Here is a 17,001-nt window from a genome sequence, read left to right on the forward strand (position 1 = left end):
TAAATTGAATTTTGTAATTGATAAGATAGATGGGTTACAGCCTGAATTTTCAAATCTTGTTTCCATGATGAATTACGCTCGCTATACAACAATGCAAGGGGTGGAAGGTTTAACAATTGAGGAACTTGATTATTTATATGATAAGGACACAAATTCAATTGGCATGTTATTGTACCATATGGCCGCTATTGAATTTTACTACCAGATTCATACTTTTGAAGACCGTGAACCAACGGAGGCTGAATTAGAACGCTGGTTACCTGGCATTGAATTAGGCGATCTTGGACGTGAGAAAATAAAAGGAAACGCTATAGAATTTTACATAAATACATTACAAGAAGTACGTTCCAAAACAATCGAGACTTTTCAATCGTTACCTGATGAATGGTTATTTAAAACGACAGACTTTTGGTATGACAAACCAGCAAATAACTATTTTAAGTGGTTTCACGTTTTTGAAGATGAAATCAATCATCGTGGACAAATTCGTTTAATTAAAAAGATGCAAAAAGCTCATGCAGTAAAATAAGAAAGTGCCACCATATAAGGTGGCACTTTCTTTTATTCATTTTTTAGGATTAACTGTATTGTAACATCCATTTATCGTTCTCACCATTACAGTACATGAAATTTTTTTCTTTTTCCTATACTCACATACTTTCACTGCTTTCATACAATACACTACACGAATGCCTAAAGGATGTGAATGTTATGGGAGTTGAATTAACGCTATTACACGCTCTCTACATTATTTGTTTACTCACTATTATTACCTTTTTTATTCTCCGAAAAGATACGACTATCATTTGTATCGTTTTTATCTTTTTATTAGCATTAACTGCAACAAGTTCTATCCCTCTTGCCATTAGCGGAATTTTTCAAAGTTTCATTTACGCCATTACTGAGCTATTACCAACTATATTAATCATCTCCATTATCGTATCAATGAGCAATTTACTCGTTCATACTGGCATAAATGATACGATGATTTCACCATTTACAAAAATGATTCGTACACCTACACTCGCCTACTGGATTATCGGCCTTTTAATGATGACCATTTCTTTCTTCTTTTGGCCTTCTCCAGCTGTCGCCTTAATGGGAGCTATTTTATTACCGGTTGCTGTACGTGTCGGCCTTCCTCCAATTGGGGTTGCAATTGCTATGAACTTATTTGGACACGGCATCGCCTTATCTGGAGACTTCGTTATTCAAGGTGCACCGAAATTAACTGCAGACGCGGCTGGTCTCCCTGTTTCCAGCATCGTATCTGCAAGTGTTCCACTCGTTATCGTTATGGGCATTGTGACAACTTCTGTCGCTTTTTTCTTCTTACGAAAAGAGTTTCATACAGGCTTATCTATACAAGAAGCTATTCCATCAACTGAGTCTTCTAAAACGCTCACTTCATTATCTTCTCGCATAAAAAAATGGCTCGCTATTTGTATCCCTATCATATATATCATTGATATCCTTTGCATGATTCAATTTAAATTACAAGGAAGCGACGCAACTGCACTTATCGGCGGAACGACTGTTATTATGATTATCATCATTTCCCTCATCGCCTACAAAGGAAATGGACTGAATAAAACGACCGATTATTTCATAGAAGGGCTCCAATTTGGCTTTAAAATTTTCGGACCAGTTATTCCTATCGCTGCACTCTTTTATTTAGGAGATAGTGGATTTGTAAAAATTATCGGGGACTATTTACCGAAAGGTTCACACGGAATCATTAACGACTTAGGCATCGCTTTATCTCAAACTGTTCCTTTAAATCAATATGTATCGGCAGGGACATTAACCATCGTTGGTGTCATTACCGGCTTAGATGGATCAGGTTTTTCAGGTATATCACTTGCTGGTTCCATTGCCAATCTTTTTGGAACAGCACTTGGCCATGGAACAGCTACATTAACAGCACTCGGGCAAATTGCAGCTATATGGACCGGGGGCGGGACGTTAATTCCTTGGGCACTTATTCCTGCTGCTGCGATTTGTAAAGTCGATCCATTTGAACTTGCACGCCGAAACTTTTTACCGGTTGTTATCGGTTTAATTGTCACCACGATCGTTGCGATGTTTATTCTATAACGTAAGCAAGTGTTCTCTTGCTTACGTTTTTTGCTTGTAAAATTCATCATGAATTATCAGTTTTCAAGAGGGATTCGTTATTACTTAGCGAAATTATATTAGGAGAGTAATTATTTCAAAACGTTTACGAGAAACAGATTACTGCAATTAGAAAAGGGGACATACCTATGAATGAATTGATTTTCGTCTTATTAATTTGTCCATTACTTATCTTTATCGTTTCTGTTATTGGAACGCGCAAGACGAAAACGTATTACGTAATGCCGATTGTAACGTTTGCTAGTTTTTTAATAATAGGTGTTATCGCCTTTACTCCAAAATTTTTCTTTTGGGTTGGCATGTACAGCATCTTCTCATTTATTGTTTCTTATATGACTTTATTGTTTGTAAGAGGATATGAGCTTGCAGAAAGCGCTAAGTAGTTAAGGAGATTGTAATATGATTTTCTTTGATATTGATGGAACTTTACTTGATTATGAGGCTGCAGAAAGAAATGGTATTATAGATTTTTTTCAAATATATAATACTATTTTTTCAGGCAATGAATTAGAGGCAACGAAAGTCTGGCATGAATTATCAGAAGAATATTTCAACAAATTTTTGTCCAAAGAATTATCTTTTCAGGAACAACAAAGGATGCGAATGTATCATTTATTTAAAGCATATGGAGTAAACTTATCCCCCGAGGAATCTCAGCATAAATTCAATCAATATATAGAACTATATAAGAACAACTGGACCGCATTTGAAGATGTAAACTATACATTACAGACCTTGCAGGAAAAAGGGTACTCATTAGGTATCATTAGTAATGGTGAATATGAGCAACAAGTCGAAAAGTTAACTACTCTAAACATTCTACAATATTTCAAATATATATTTACTTCTAGTGAACTTGGGATATCGAAACCAGATCCTGAAATTTTTCACAGAAGTGTATTACAATCGAATCTTGAAATGAAAGATTGCTATTATATTGGCGATCGATTAGAGACTGATGCGATTAGTAGTACAGCAGCTGGGATGCAAGGGATATGGTTGAATCGGGATAACTCACAAATCAAGTACGATATTCCTACTATCTGTTCGTTACATGAAATTATAACAATGATATAAAAAAACGACCGCGTTCCCCCGCGGTCGTCTTTTTTCGTGTTACGCTGTGATCCAAGCTTCGTTAGCTGGATTTTTACGCCACTCTTGTAATTTCTTCGTTTCAGCTTGTCCAATCATACCTTTTTCTGCTGCAACTTCAGTTAATGCACTGTAATCACTTAAAGAATATGATGCTACGTTCGCTGCTTCTAACTTTTCTTTTCCTGCTTCTAGCTCGTATGTGAAGATTGATACGATCCCTAATACTTCACAGCCAGCTTCGCGAAGTGCTTCTACACATGTAATTGCACTACCGCCAGTTGAAATTAGGTCCTCTACTACTACTACTTTTTGACCTTTTTCAGCTTTTCCTTCGATTTGGTTCCCTTTACCGTGACCTTTTGCTTTACTACGTACGTAGCACATTGGTAAATCCATACGATCGCTTACCCATGCAGCGTGCGCAATACCAGCAGTTGCTGTTCCTGCAATAACTTCTACAGTTGGGAAGTGCTCTTTAATCAACTCTTCTAATCCAGCTGCAATCGCTTGACGTACTTTTGGATAAGATAAAGTTAAACGGTTATCACAATAAATTGGTGATTTCATACCTGAAGACCATGTGAATGGATCGTTCGGTTGTAAAAATACTGCTCCAATTTCTAATAAATGCGATGCGATTTCTTTTTTCATACTGTTACACCTTCCCACTGTTGTTTTACTGTTTTATACGCTTCAAGCGGATTTTCTGCTTTTGTAATACTACGTCCAACTACGATGTAGCTTGAGCCAAGTTCCCTCGCACGTTTCGGTGTTGCTACGCGCACCTGGTCATTTACATCATCGCTTGCAAGACGAATCCCCGGTGTTACTGTTACAAATTCATTTCCGCATACTTCACGTAATTTTGGAACTTCAAGTGTTGAACAAACAACGCCATCAAGTCCACTTTCTTTCGTTAGTTTTGCATAATGAGCAACCGCTTCTTCTAACGTTTTCTCAATGCCGATCTCTTTTTTCATCATAGCTTCCGAAGTGCTTGTTAGTTGTGTAACTGCAATACAAATCGGTCTCTCTTTTCCTTCTTGCTTACCTTCCTCTAATCCCTCAATCGCAGCTTTCATCATACTGCTTCCCCCTGCGGCATGAACATTTACCATATCAACATCTAGACTAGCTAGGCTACGCATAGCGCTTTTTACTGTATTCGGAATATCATGAAGTTTTAAATCTAGAAAAATCTTATGTCCTTTTTCTTTTAAGTACGTAATAATCGCAGGGCCTTCTTTGTAAAATAACTCCATACCAACTTTGACAAATAACTCTTCCCCTTCAAAGTGGCGCAAAAATTGTTCTACATCTTGTTTCCCTGGAAAATCTAATGCAACGATTAACGACTGTGACATGTTTGCTTCCAGCTCCTTCCTTGACATTCCGAAATGTGATCAAATCCTAATTCATCTAGTAATGCTGGTAACTCTTCAATAATTGTCGGACATACGAACGGATCAATAAAGTTCGCTGTACCTACTGCAACTGCGCTTGCGCCAGCATAGAAGAATTCAATTACATCTTCCGCTGTCTCAATACCACCCATTCCGATAATCGGAATGTTTACCGCTTGGCTTACTTCATGTACCATACGAATTGCTACTGGCTTAATCGCAGGACCTGATAATCCACCTGTACGGTTTGCTAAAATTGGTTTAGCTGTTTTTAAATCTAGACGCATACCAAGCAATGTATTAATCATCGTTAAACCATCTGCACCTGCATTTTCAATCGCTTTTGCAATTTCCACAATGTTTGCCACGTTCGGTGACAACTTCACGTATACAGGTACTTCAGAAACCTCTTTTACTCGCTTCGTTAAATCAGCAGCAATTTCAGGATTTGTACCAAAGGCGATACCACCTGTTTTTACGTTCGGACAAGAAATATTTAATTCTAGTGCATGGACATTAGGCGCTTTAGAAATTTCCTTCGCAACCGCTACGTAATCCTCAGCTTGTGAGCCTGCAACGTTTGCAATAATTGGAAGGTCAAATTGTTCTAACCATGGTAATTCCGAATTCATTACTTTGTCTAATCCCGGGTTTTGAAGTCCGATTGCATTTAGCATGCCGCCTGGTGTTTCAGCAACACGAGGCGTCGGATTTCCATAACGTGGTTGTTCTGTCGTCGCTTTAATCATGATTGATCCTAATACACTTAAATCGTAAAACTGTGCATATTCACGACCAAACCCAAAGCATCCAGATGCCGGTATAATTGGATTTTTTAATGATAATCCTGGTAATTCAACTTGCAATCTGTTCATAGTACAACCTCCCCGATTGGAAATACTGGTCCGTCGCTACACACCTTCTTGTAAGAATGTCCACTTGGATCTTCTTGTAAGTGGCATACACATGCGAAACAAGCTCCAATACCACAGCCCATACGTTCTTCTAATGAAATATAGGCTTTTTTCTCTTTGTAACGTCCTTCTAATGCACGAAGCATCGCTAACGGACCACATGAATAAAGAATATCAAAGTCAATTCCGTAATTATCAATTACATCTGTGACAAATCCTTTTGTACCGTGTGTACCGTCTACTGTTGCAACGTACGTATCACCAAGTTCTGCAAATTTTTCTTCATAGAAAACTACATCTTTCGTTTGAAAGCCTAAGATGTGAATAACACGTACACCTTTTGCAACGAGGCGCTGTGATAATTCATAAAGTGGTGGTACACCAATTCCCCCGCCTACTAGTAAAGCTGTTTGACCAGCTTCTGCTTCTTCTACAGGAAAACCGTGTCCTAATGGTCCTAGTACATCTACCATTTCACCTTGTTTTCTAGTTGCTAATGTTTTTGTCCCTTGTCCTTCGGCACGATATAGCATTGTAAATTCGTTCTTCTCTTGATCTACATTACAAATACTAATTGGGCGGCGCAGAAGGGGCGCAATGCCCTCTGCTACCTTAATGTGTACAAACTGCCCTGGTTCGTTCATTTGCTGTACTAACGTTCCTTGAAGCACTAATTCGTAAATATTTTTTGCGATTTCTTTTTGATTAACGACGATCATATTTTGCTTTTGCATCATGCATGTACCACCTCGTGACGCTTTGTTTGCGTAATTTCTTTCATTGAATGAGCTGAGAATGTCATAGATTCTAATACTCGTAAGATTGCTCTCGTTGTATCAAGTGATGTTAAGCAAGCCACACCATTTTCTACTGATTCACGGCGAATGCGGAAACCATCACGCGCTGGTTGTTTACCTTTTGTTAATGTGTTAATTACAAACTGTGCTTTTCCTTGACGGATAATATCTAGTAAGTTGTAGTCTTCAGAATCAATTTTGTTTACAACTTGTACTGGGATATTTTGCTCTTCTAATGATTGTGCTGTTCCAGCTGTTGCTAATAAGTTATAGCCGATTTCGTGGAAACGTTTTGCAATTTCCATTGCTTCTTCTTTATCTTTATCAGCTACAGTAATGATTACTGAGCCGTGCGTTGGGATGTTAATTCCAGAAGCAACTAATCCTTTATATAATGCTTTTTCAAGCGTTAAGTCTTTACCCATTACTTCCCCTGTTGATTTCATTTCAGGTCCTAATGTTGTATCAACTGAGCGTAGTTTCGCGAATGAGAATACCGGAGCTTTTACATATACTTCTTTCTCTTCTGGGTGATAGCCAGTTCCGTATCCTTGCTCTACTAGGTCTTGCCCTAAAATAACTTTCGTTGCAACATTCGCCATCGGTACGCCTGTAATTTTACTTAAGAACGGTACTGTACGGCTTGCACGTGGATTTACTTCAATTACGTACACTTGATCTTTGAATACTACAAACTGGATATTTAGTAATCCAACAATGTTTAATCCTTTTCCAAGTGCAATTGTATGTTCAATGATTTGTTCTTTTAGTTTTTCAGATAAACTTTGTGGTGGATATACTCCAATTGAGTCACCAGAGTGAACTCCAGCGCGTTCAATATGTTCCATAATACCTGGAATGAATACATTCTCACCATCCGAAATTGCATCTACTTCAATTTCTTTACCAACCATGTAACGGTCGATTAATACTGGGTGATCTGCATGAACTTTAACTGCATTTTTCATGTAGTGCAGCAGTTCTTCTTGACGATATACGATTTCCATTGCACGTCCACCTAGTACGTAAGATGGTCTTACTAATACTGGGTAACCAATTTCTTCTGCGATTGCTACCGCTTGTTCTACAGTCGTTGCTGTTTTACCAACTGGTTGCGGGATGCCAAGTTTTGTTAAAGCAGCTTCGAATTTATCACGATCTTCTGCACGGTCTAAGTCTTCAAGTGATGTTCCTAAAATTTTCACACCGTGTTCTTCTAGTTTCGCTGCTAAGTTAATTGCCGTTTGTCCACCGAACTGAACGATAACACCTTCTGGTTTTTCTAAATCGATAATGTGCATTACATCTTCAATCGTTAATGGTTCAAAGTATAATTTGTCAGAAATACTGAAGTCTGTTGAAACTGTTTCTGGGTTGTTGTTAATGATAATTGCTTCATATCCAGCTTCTTTAATTGCCCATACTGAGTGAACTGTTGCGTAATCAAACTCAACACCTTGACCAATTCGGATCGGACCAGATCCTAGAACTACTACACTCTTACGATCTGTTACAATCGATTCATTTTCGTCCGCATATGTGCTGTAGTAATATGGCGTTGCAGATTCAAACTCTGCCGCACAAGTATCTACCATTTTGAATACTGGCATCATATTATTTTCTTTACGCATATCGTAAATTTCGCGCTCCGTTTTGTTCCAAGCTGCTGCAATGTAGTGATCGCTGAAGCCCATTTCTTTTGCAGTTTGTAGTACTTCTATATTTCCTACATTCGCTTTTACTTCACGTTCCATATTTACGATGTTTTCAACTTTTTGTAAGAAGAAGAAGTCCATTTCACACCATTCATTGATTTCTTCTTTCGTTACACCTTGGCGAATTGCTTCTGCTACAATAAACAGTCGTTCATCATCCGCTTTAATGATACGTTTTTTCATCGTTTCTTTATCAAGTTCTTTTAAGTGGTCTAATTCTAAGTGATAAATGCCAAGCTCTAAAGAACGAACTGCTTTTAGTAATGATTCTTCTAAGTTACGTCCGATTGACATAACTTCACCAGTTGCTTTCATTTGTGTTCCAAGCGTTCTGTTCGCTGATTCAAACTTATCAAACGGCCAACGTGGAATTTTTGAAACAACATAGTCTAACGCTGGCTCGAAGCAAGCGTAAGTTTTTTGTGTTACTGGGTTTACAATTTCATCTAACGTTAAGCCGACTGCAATTTTTGCTGCTAATTTCGCAATTGGATATCCAGTTGCTTTAGATGCTAGTGCAGATGAACGACTTACACGTGGATTTACTTCGATTACATAGTATTGGAAGCTATATGGATCAAGCGCAAGCTGAACGTTACATCCACCTTCAATTCCTAGTGCACGAATAATTCGTAATGAAGTGTTACGTAACATTTGATATTCACGGTCGCTTAGCGTTTGGCTCGGTGCTACTACAATCGAATCACCTGTGTGAACACCAACTGGATCGATGTTTTCCATGTTACATACTACAATCGCGTTATCATTTGAATCACGCATTACTTCATATTCAATTTCCTTACAGCCAGCAATACTTTTCTCTAATAAACATTGTGTTACTGGACTATGTTTTAAACCACTTGTTACGATTTCAATTAGCTCTTCTTCGTTATGGCAAATTCCGCCGCCCGTTCCTCCTAATGTGAACGCTGGTCGAACGATTACTGGATAACCAATTTCATTTACAAATCCATATGCTTCATCAAGGTTATGAATAATTTCACTTGGTGGTGTTGGTTCATTTAAATCTTGCATTAATGTACGGAATAAATCACGATCTTCCGCTTGCTCGATTGCTGATAATTTTGTTCCTAAAATTTCAACTCCGCACTCGTCAAGTACGCCTGATTTTGCAAGTTCAACAGCCATGTTTAAACCTGTTTGACCACCTAATGTTGGTAGGATTGCATCAGGACGTTCTTTACGAATAATACGGCTTACGAATTCTAATGTTAATGGCTCGATGTATACTTTATCTGCTGTTGCAGTATCCGTCATAATTGTTGCTGGGTTAGAGTTAACAAGGATTACTTTGTAACCTTCCTCTTTAAGAGATTGACAAGCTTGTGTACCAGAGTAGTCAAACTCCGCTGCTTGCCCAATTACAATTGGTCCTGATCCGATTACTAAAATTGTGTTAATGTCTAGGCGTTTTGGCATAACTCTTCCCCTTCTTTCTTGAAGTTTTCAATCATTGTTAAGAAATCTTCGAATAAATCATTTGCATCTTCTGGTCCCGCTGAAGCTTCTGGATGGTATTGTACTGTAAATGCTGGGAACTTCTTATGACGAAGACCTTCTACCGTTCCATCGTTTAAAGCAACATGTGTAATTTCAAGATCTGTATTTTCAACTGATTCTTCTTCTACTGCGTATCCGTGGTTTTGAGATGTAATTGCTACTTTTCCAGTTGCAAGATTTTTTACTGGATGGTTTAAACCACGGTGACCAAATTTCAACTTACTTGTATTTGCACCTGATGCTAGAGCGAACAATTGATGTCCTAGGCAAATTCCGAATAAAGGAACTTTACCGATAATGTCTTTTAACATTTCAATTGCTTCTGATACATCTTTCGGATCTCCAGGTCCATTACTTAACATAATTCCATCTGGGCTAAGGCGTAAAATTTCTTCTGCTGTTGTGTTGTAAGGAACTACAATTACATCACAGTCACGCTTATTTAATTCTCGTAAAATACCATGTTTCATACCGAAGTCTACTAGTACAACTCGGTGACCACGACCTGGGCTTGGGTATGGATCTTTCGTTGATACGCGTTTTACATGATCTGTAAATACTGTCGCTTTTAATTGACTTACAATGTACTCTACATCTGCATCCATATTACAAAGGCGTCCGCGTAATGTACCGTATTGACGAATTTTTCTCGTTAATTTTCTCGTATCAATCCCTGCTAATCCTGGGATATTTCTTTCTTTCAAGTAATCATTTAACGAAATTTCATTACGGAAGTTTGATGGATGATCACAAATTTCGTTTACGATTAAACCATTTACAGATGGGTGAATGGATTCAAAATCGTCACGGTTAATGCCGTAGTTTCCGATTAATGGGTACGTGAATGTTACGATTTGACCGCAATATGATGGATCAGATAATGTTTCTTGATATCCAGTCATTCCTGTTGTAAATACAACCTCACCTGACTTTTCGATTTCGCCTCCGAAACCTGTTCCAATTAATACTGTTCCATCTTCTAAGATAAGTTGTCTTTTCATACTAATGCACTCTCCTTTTGCCATGCGATCTTACCACCAACGATTGTCATTACCGGCCATCCTTGGCATTTCCAACCTGCGAATGGTGTATTTTTTCCTTTTGATAAGAATGTTGTTGGGTCAATCTCTTCTTCTTGTTCTAAATCAATGATTGTAATATCAGCTGCTCTACCTTCTTTTAGGCGACCTGCTTCTAAGCCGAATGTATCAGCTGGCTTTTCTGTTAAGAATTGAATTAACTGTTCTAGCGTAATAACTCCCTTTTTCACAAGGTTTGTGTATAGAAGCGGGAATGCTGTTTCAAAACCAGTAATTCCAAACGGTGCTCTTTCAATTCCTTGTGCTTTCTCTTCCGCTGTATGCGGTGCATGGTCAGTTGCAATCATATCGATCGTTCCATCTAATAAACCTTCAATTAATGCTGCATGGTCTTCTTTTCCACGAAGCGGTGGGTTCATTTTAAAGTTAGGATCAGCTGATGGGATATCATCTTCACATAACACTAGGTGATGCGGTGTTACTTCTGCTGTTACTTTAATTCCAGCGCGTTTCGCATCACGGATTACACGTACCGAACCTTTCGTACTTACATGACATACGTGATAGTGGCAATCTGCTGCTTCAGCAAGCAGTATATCCCTTGCAATATGTACAGATTCACATACTGATGGGATACCGTTTAATCCGTGTTTCTCAGAAAACTTCCCTTCATGTACACAACCTTTATTAATAAGCGTATTCTCTTCACAGTGCGCAACTACTGCCATATCTAATTTTGCTGCACGTTTCATAGCCGCTAACATCATGCTCGCATCTTGTACGCCTACGCCGTCATCTGTGAAAGCAAATGCTCCAAGTTCTTTTAATGTTTCGAAATCTGTCATTTCAGAACCAGCTTGACGTACTGTAATTGCTCCGTATGGTAGTACGTTAACATGAGCTTTTTCTTCAATACGTTTTTGCAAGTCTTCCATATGTTCTCTGCAATCTGGTACCGGGCGTGTATTTGGCATTGCGCAAATTGTAGTGAATCCACCTTTTGCCGCTGCTAGTGTACCTGTTTCAATTGTTTCTTTATGTTCACCACCTGGTTCACGAAGATGTACGTGTACATCTACTAATCCAGGTGCGATTAACTTTCCGTTCACATCGATTACTTCAGCATTATCTGCCGTAATATTTTCTGCTACCTTAGCGATTTTACCGTCTTGTACGAGAAGATCCGTTGCTACGATTTTTCCTTCTTCATTCATATAACGACCATTTTTAAACAAATAATTCATGTTTCATTCCTCCTAATACATTTGGTAAGGCGCGTTTTAGTACAGCCATTCTTACGTAAACTCCATTTTCCATTTGTTTAAATATGCGTGAACGCTCACACTCAACAAGTTCACTTGCAATTTCAACATCACGGTTTACAGGAGCTGGATGCATAATAATGCTTCCTTCTTTCATACGCTTTTCTCTTTCTACTGTTAATCCGTGTTTCTCATGATATTCTTTCATAATGTCTGTTTCATAATGATCATGACGCTCATGTTGTACACGGAGTAACATCATTACATCAACTTCTGGAACAAGTTCATCTAATGGTTTGTATGTTCCAAATGTGTTGTCTTCATCTTTCCACTCTTCTGGACTTGCAAAGTAAATTGTTGCACCAAGCTTCGTTAATGCTTCTGCATTAGAACGTGCTACTCGGCTATGACGAACATCTCCTACTATTGCAATCTTCAAACCTTCAAATCTTCCAAACTCTTGTTTAATTGTAAGAAGATCGAGTAGGCACTGCGTTGGGTGGTTTCCGCATCCATCTCCAGCGTTTAAGATTGGAATATTCACCTGATCTTTTAGTTCATCGAAGTAGCGATCTTGCTCGTGGCGGATGACCACTGCTTTTGTTCCGATTGATTCTAGTGTTCTTATCGTATCGTATAAAGTTTCTCCTTTTTGTACGCTAGATGCATCAGCTGAAAAGTTTAAAACATCAAGTCCTAATCTCTTCTCAGCAACTTCAAAGCTAAATCTCGTTCTCGTACTATTCTCAAAGAACAAGTTCGCAACAAAAGTTTGCTCTGTCGTTTTGCTCTCTTTTCCATTCGCAAAATCTTCTGCATCTTTTAGGATTTCTGAAATTTCTACTTCCGATAATTCACTCATCATTAACAAATGGCTCATCGTCATCCCTCATCTTTCTGATTTTTATGTTACCACTTTTGAATTTTTATAACAACCTTTGCATAAAAATACCCTAGTCATGTGAGACTAGGGTGCAAGAAAGAAGCCACCCTTTCCGGTCTCACAGGACTGAATTAAAAGGTTATTATTATGAAGCAATCTGCTTAGATTGTTTTATTTGTTTCGTTTCCGGTAGTAGTAGATTTAACAGTACACCTACAATTGCTGCTAGTGCCATTCCTTCTACTTGGAATGATTCTCCTACGTGAAGTACCGCTCCACCAATACCGATTACTAATATTACTGATGCAATCATTAAGTTTCGTTTGTCACTTAAATCTGTTTTATCATCTACCATCATGCGTAATCCGCTTGATGCGATTACACCGAATAGTAAGATTGATACACCACCCATAACTGGTGTTGGGATCGAATGAATCAGTGCAGAAATCTTACCGATAAACCCGAACATGATTGCGAATACTGCTGAACCGATGAATAAGTATACACTGTATGCTCTCGTAATTGCTAGCACACCGATGTTTTCACCATACGTTGTATTCGGTGGCCCACCGATTAGTGACGCAATTAATGTTGCTACTCCGTCACCGAAGATTGAACGGTGTAAACCTGGTTTTTCAATTAAATCTCTTTTAATAACATTTCCAAGAACAATTTGATGTCCGATATGTTCTGATATTGTTACTAGTGCAACTGGTACCATCAAGAGTACAATCTTCCATGAAAACTCTGGTGTATATGTTACAAATGGTACTGTGAAATCTGGTACAACAAACCATTTTGCCTCAGCTACCGGCTTTAAGTCTACTAGCCCTTGGAAGTAAGCGAAGATATATCCGCCGATAATGCCAAGTAACACTGGTATTATACTGAAAAATCCTCTTCCAAATATCGAGCATATAATTGTAATTGCTAATGTTACTAATGCTACTGAAAAGTGTGTAAAGCTATATTTGCCATCCGCACCGTTCATCGCCATGTTAACTGCTGTATGTGCTAAAGCTAGACCGATTACCATTACTACTGGACCAACTACGATTGGTGGTAGTAATTTCATAATCCACTCTGATCCTGATTTCTTAATTCCGAGTGAGATTAAGATGTACACAAGTCCTGCTAGCAAACCACCAAGCATTGCTGCTCCCGGTCCACCTGCCGTTTTCGCTGTTATAATCGGTGCGATAAAGGCGAATGATGATCCTAGATAGGCAGGTACTTGACCTTTCGTTATAAGAAGGAACGCTAACGTTCCTAATCCACTTGATATTAATGCTACTGATGGATTCAATCCTGTTAAAAACGGAACAAGCACTGTTGATCCAAACATCGCGAACAAATGTTGTATACTTAAAAATAACCATTTTCCCGGTTTCGGTACTTCATTAACGTCTAACACTGGCTTTTGTTCCATTGTTACATCCTCCTTCAGTTTAAATCTTTGCAATAAAAAAACTCTTTGTGCCTGTGCACAAAGAGTCCTACACTTTCGTATGCCAAATTTGACATATGAAAGCCAAGACCCTTTGGCAGCCTCACAGGACTACATTTAAAAGGGCTTTACTTATCGTATATGCTTACTCGATCTTGTTGATCTGTCTCTTGCAAATCAACTTCGATACGCTCTTCACTTGATGTTGGAATGTTCTTCCCTACATAATCAGCGCGAATTGGTAATTCGCGATGACCTCTATCAACAAGAACCGCCAATTGGATTTGAGATGGTCTACCTAAATCCATAAGAGCATCCATTGCTGCTCGAACTGTTCTTCCTGTATATAATACGTCATCCACAAGGATAACTTTCTTCTTCGTAATATCTACAGGGATATCAGAACCTTTTACAAGTGGTTCTTTATTTTTCGATTGTAGTGTTAAATCATCACGATATAACGTAATGTCTAACTCTCCAACTTCCATTTCTTTTCCTTCAATTTGACCAATTCGTTCTGCCAAACGTTGTGCAATAAAAATTCCACGAGTTTTAATTCCGACAAGAACACAATTATCGACACCTTTATTTCGTTCCACGATTTCATGACTAATTCGTGTTAAAGCGCGGCGAATCATTTGGTCATCTAAAACGACAGCTTTCTCTTGCATGCTCTACACCTCCAAGCTTTTTTCTTGCGTGAGAGTAATGGTATAAAAAAAGTCCTCTCAGCGTGTGCGAGAGGACTTTTGAAAAAAGGGTACAACATACAACATACCCTAAGTATTTCAAACCGTTACCTTCTCAACCTCACGGGGCTGTGTTAAAGGATCATTATTTAACTGTTGTCAGTATCTCAGTTTTCTTATGATTTGTCAATACTATTTTCGTAAAATATTTAATACGTCTTCAAACACTTCTGGAATCGGTGCCTCAAACTGAATATATTCACCAGTACGAGGATGATCAAAGCCTAAAATACCCGCATGAAGTGCTTGTCCATTCATATCTAACGTTTTCTTCGGACCATACTTCGGATCTCCTGCAAGTGGATAGCCAATATATTTCATATGAACACGAATTTGGTGCGTACGTCCCGTTTCTAAGCGACATTCTACAAGCGTAAAGTCTTTAAAGCGTTCTAACACTTGGAAGTGCGTAACAGCGTTCTTACCATTTTCATCAACTGTCATACTTTGACGCTCTTTCTTATCACGAGCAATCGGAGCATCAATCGTTCCCTTATCATGCGGAATCACACCGTGTACAATCGCTTTGTAACGTCTCGTTACTGTTTTTGCTACAAGCTGATTTACAAGCGATTCATGTGCCATATCATTTTTAGCAACCATTAATAGTCCAGATGTATCTTTATCAATACGATGCACGATACCTGGACGCATTACACCGTTAATGCCTGATAAGTCTGTACAATGGTGCATAAGGCCGTTTACAAGTGTACCACTTGTATGCCCTGGTGCTGGATGTACAACCATACCACGTGGCTTATTTACAACAAGCACATCTGCATCTTCATAATAAATTTCTAAATTTAAATCCTCTGGTTGAATATCTAACTCTTCTGGTTCAGGAATTGTTACTGTAATTTCATCTTCTTCTTTTACTTTATAATTCCCTTTTACCGCTTTTCCGTTTACTGTCACAACGTCATCTTTAATCCATTGCTGCACTTGCGTACGTGACCATTCGTTATTTATCCCTGCAACGAATTTATCAATTCGCTCGTTTTTTTGCTCTGCTGCAACTGTTACTTGTACTACTTCACTCATTCAATTACTCCTTCGCTTTCTTGCCTTCTAATAATGTTTGAATAATAATTAATACAACACCAATACATAATGCTGAATCAGCTATATTGAATACTGGATAGTTGTACGAGAAAATATACACGTGAATGAAATCCACTACTTCTTGTCTAAATACACGATCAATAAAGTTACCAATTGCCCCGCCCAAAATTAGGCTTAACGAAATACCTAGAAGCTTGTCTGTTTTCGCATACTTTTTCATATAAAATACAATAAACACTACAAAAACAACTGTAATAATGTAGAAGAACCACATTTTATTTTCTAAAATACCCCAAGCAGCGCCTCTATTTCGATGTGATGTTATGTATAATACATTGTCGATAATCGGAATACTCGTACCCAATTCCATGTTCTTTACAATTAACCACTTCGATATTTGATCGATAGCAATGACGAATAACGCTATTACATAATATATCATTTTCATTTCCCCCACAAAGACAGTGTACCTCAAAATTTTAGCATAGCTGCTACCTTTTCACAATGAACCTTTATAGAAGAATAAAATAAATTAAAAAAAGGTAATATAATATCGTTGTGCGTATTCATACATTTACCTTTTCGTAGAAGAATTCATGAATCGTACGGGCAGTCGGCATTGTCTTCATTTGCTTTGTCGAAATTAATCTCCCCGTCTCTTCACAAATACCATACATGTCTATTTCCATTTTAAATAATGCGCGTTCTACATCCTTTAAATCCTCTTTTATATCATGTAATAGCAATTTTTTCTTTATCTCTTCCTTAATTTCATATCCAAGCTCTTGGCTGAACTCGACATCATATTTGTGCATTACTTCTTTAGCTAGTCTCTCTTGCAACTCTTTTCTCATCAATTGCAATTCTTCTTTTATTTCCATGTAAATTTCATTCACGTGTACATTCCTCCTAGCTGTAATGTACAGTTAGTGTGTCCGAAATTTATTTGCTTACCTCACACACATTTTTCCTTC

The 17,001-nt window shown here is 38.1% G+C and carries 17 protein-coding genes and 1 pseudogene; 4 read left to right on the top strand and 14 right to left on the bottom strand.

Going from position 1 to position 17,001, the window contains the following annotated elements; all coding sequences use genetic code 11:
- The first annotated feature begins 4 nt into the window (after window positions 1-4).
- On the top strand, window positions 5-529 hold the full coding sequence (locus tag DN407_RS19135) for a DinB family protein (protein WP_001012043.1): 525 nt from the start codon (window positions 5-7) through the stop codon (window positions 527-529).
- A 42-nt stretch (window positions 530-571) separates the two neighbouring features.
- Here the strand turns inward: DN407_RS19135 and DN407_RS32785 are convergent.
- Window positions 572-673 (bottom strand): annotated as a pseudogene (locus DN407_RS32785) (YoqO family protein); the annotation flags it as partial.
- A 38-nt stretch (window positions 674-711) separates the two neighbouring features.
- On the opposite strand from DN407_RS32785, the gene DN407_RS19145 reads away from it, so the two are divergent.
- The 3 genes from DN407_RS19145 (at window position 712) to DN407_RS19155 (ending at window position 3,213) form a co-directional block, all read left to right on the top strand.
- Window positions 712-2,097: a hypothetical protein gene (locus DN407_RS19145; RefSeq protein ID WP_000537865.1), complete on the top strand. Its 1,386-nt coding sequence runs from the start codon at window positions 712-714 to the stop codon at window positions 2,095-2,097.
- Between the two features lie 167 nt (window positions 2,098-2,264).
- Window positions 2,265-2,519 (top strand): YbeF family protein, encoded by a 255-nt coding sequence (locus tag DN407_RS19150; protein ID WP_001003933.1) that lies wholly within the window; start codon window positions 2,265-2,267, stop codon window positions 2,517-2,519.
- A 16-nt stretch (window positions 2,520-2,535) separates the two neighbouring features.
- Window positions 2,536-3,213 carry an HAD family hydrolase gene (locus DN407_RS19155; protein WP_000575795.1) on the top strand — a complete coding sequence of 226 codons (678 nt, stop codon included), beginning with the start codon at window positions 2,536-2,538 and terminating at the stop codon, window positions 3,211-3,213.
- 39 nt (window positions 3,214-3,252) lie between these two features.
- Here the strand turns inward: DN407_RS19155 and pyrE are convergent, their stop codons facing one another.
- The 13 genes from pyrE to DN407_RS19220 all read right to left on the bottom strand — a co-directional run bounded on the left by pyrE (window position 3,253) and on the right by DN407_RS19220 (window position 16,923).
- Entirely contained in the window at window positions 3,253-3,885 is a 633-nt protein-coding gene (pyrE, locus tag DN407_RS19160; protein ID WP_000711449.1) for an orotate phosphoribosyltransferase, read from the bottom strand.
- Window positions 3,882-4,598: an orotidine-5'-phosphate decarboxylase gene (pyrF, locus tag DN407_RS19165; RefSeq protein WP_000083496.1), complete on the bottom strand. Its 717-nt coding sequence runs from the start codon at window positions 4,596-4,598 to the stop codon at window positions 3,882-3,884. The genes pyrE and pyrF overlap by 4 nt, the downstream gene beginning before the upstream one ends.
- A complete protein-coding gene (gene pyrD, locus DN407_RS19170) occupies window positions 4,583-5,512 on the bottom strand; it encodes a dihydroorotate oxidase B catalytic subunit (RefSeq protein WP_001081049.1) in 930 nt (309 codons plus the stop codon). Before pyrD ends, pyrF begins: the two co-directional genes overlap by 16 nt.
- Window positions 5,509-6,288: a dihydroorotate oxidase B electron transfer subunit gene (pyrK, locus tag DN407_RS19175; RefSeq protein WP_000983359.1), complete on the bottom strand. Its 780-nt coding sequence runs from the start codon at window positions 6,286-6,288 to the stop codon at window positions 5,509-5,511. Before pyrK ends, pyrD begins: the two co-directional genes overlap by 4 nt.
- Window positions 6,285-9,503 (bottom strand): carbamoyl-phosphate synthase large subunit, encoded by a 3,219-nt coding sequence (gene carB / locus DN407_RS19180; protein ID WP_001126097.1) that lies wholly within the window; start codon window positions 9,501-9,503, stop codon window positions 6,285-6,287. The genes pyrK and carB overlap by 4 nt, the downstream gene beginning before the upstream one ends.
- Window positions 9,488-10,585, bottom strand: a complete 1,098-nt coding sequence (locus DN407_RS19185; RefSeq protein ID WP_000828684.1) for a carbamoyl phosphate synthase small subunit — start codon at window positions 10,583-10,585, stop codon at window positions 9,488-9,490. The genes carB and DN407_RS19185 overlap by 16 nt, the downstream gene beginning before the upstream one ends.
- Window positions 10,582-11,868, bottom strand: a complete 1,287-nt coding sequence (gene pyrC / locus DN407_RS19190) for a dihydroorotase (RefSeq protein WP_001108367.1) — start codon at window positions 11,866-11,868, stop codon at window positions 10,582-10,584. Before pyrC ends, DN407_RS19185 begins: the two co-directional genes overlap by 4 nt.
- Entirely contained in the window at window positions 11,852-12,766 is a 915-nt protein-coding gene (gene pyrB, locus DN407_RS19195; RefSeq protein WP_149216597.1) for an aspartate carbamoyltransferase, read from the bottom strand. The genes pyrC and pyrB overlap by 17 nt, the downstream gene beginning before the upstream one ends.
- A 148-nt stretch (window positions 12,767-12,914) precedes the next feature.
- Window positions 12,915-14,198, bottom strand: a complete 1,284-nt coding sequence (gene uraA, locus DN407_RS19200; protein ID WP_000435928.1) for a uracil permease — start codon at window positions 14,196-14,198, stop codon at window positions 12,915-12,917.
- Window positions 14,199-14,344: 146 nt separating this feature from the next.
- A complete protein-coding gene (gene pyrR, locus DN407_RS19205) occupies window positions 14,345-14,887 on the bottom strand; it encodes a bifunctional pyrimidine operon transcriptional regulator/uracil phosphoribosyltransferase (protein ID WP_001156491.1) in 543 nt (180 codons plus the stop codon).
- A gap of 210 nt (window positions 14,888-15,097) precedes the next feature.
- Window positions 15,098-16,006 (bottom strand): RluA family pseudouridine synthase, encoded by a 909-nt coding sequence (locus tag DN407_RS19210; protein WP_000005830.1) that lies wholly within the window; start codon window positions 16,004-16,006, stop codon window positions 15,098-15,100.
- A gap of 4 nt (window positions 16,007-16,010) precedes the next feature.
- Complete coding sequence (lspA, locus tag DN407_RS19215; RefSeq protein ID WP_000642184.1) at window positions 16,011-16,469, bottom strand: lipoprotein signal peptidase LspA; 459 nt, start codon at window positions 16,467-16,469, stop codon at window positions 16,011-16,013.
- A gap of 124 nt (window positions 16,470-16,593) precedes the next feature.
- Entirely contained in the window at window positions 16,594-16,923 is a 330-nt protein-coding gene (locus tag DN407_RS19220) for a TraR/DksA C4-type zinc finger protein (protein WP_001002956.1), read from the bottom strand.
- Window positions 16,924-17,001: the final 78 nt, after the last annotated feature.

Origin of the sequence: Bacillus sp. JAS24-2, from assembly GCF_008274905.1 — a bacterium.
Taxonomy (GTDB): Bacteria; Bacillota; Bacilli; order Bacillales; family Bacillaceae_G; genus Bacillus_A; species Bacillus_A cereus.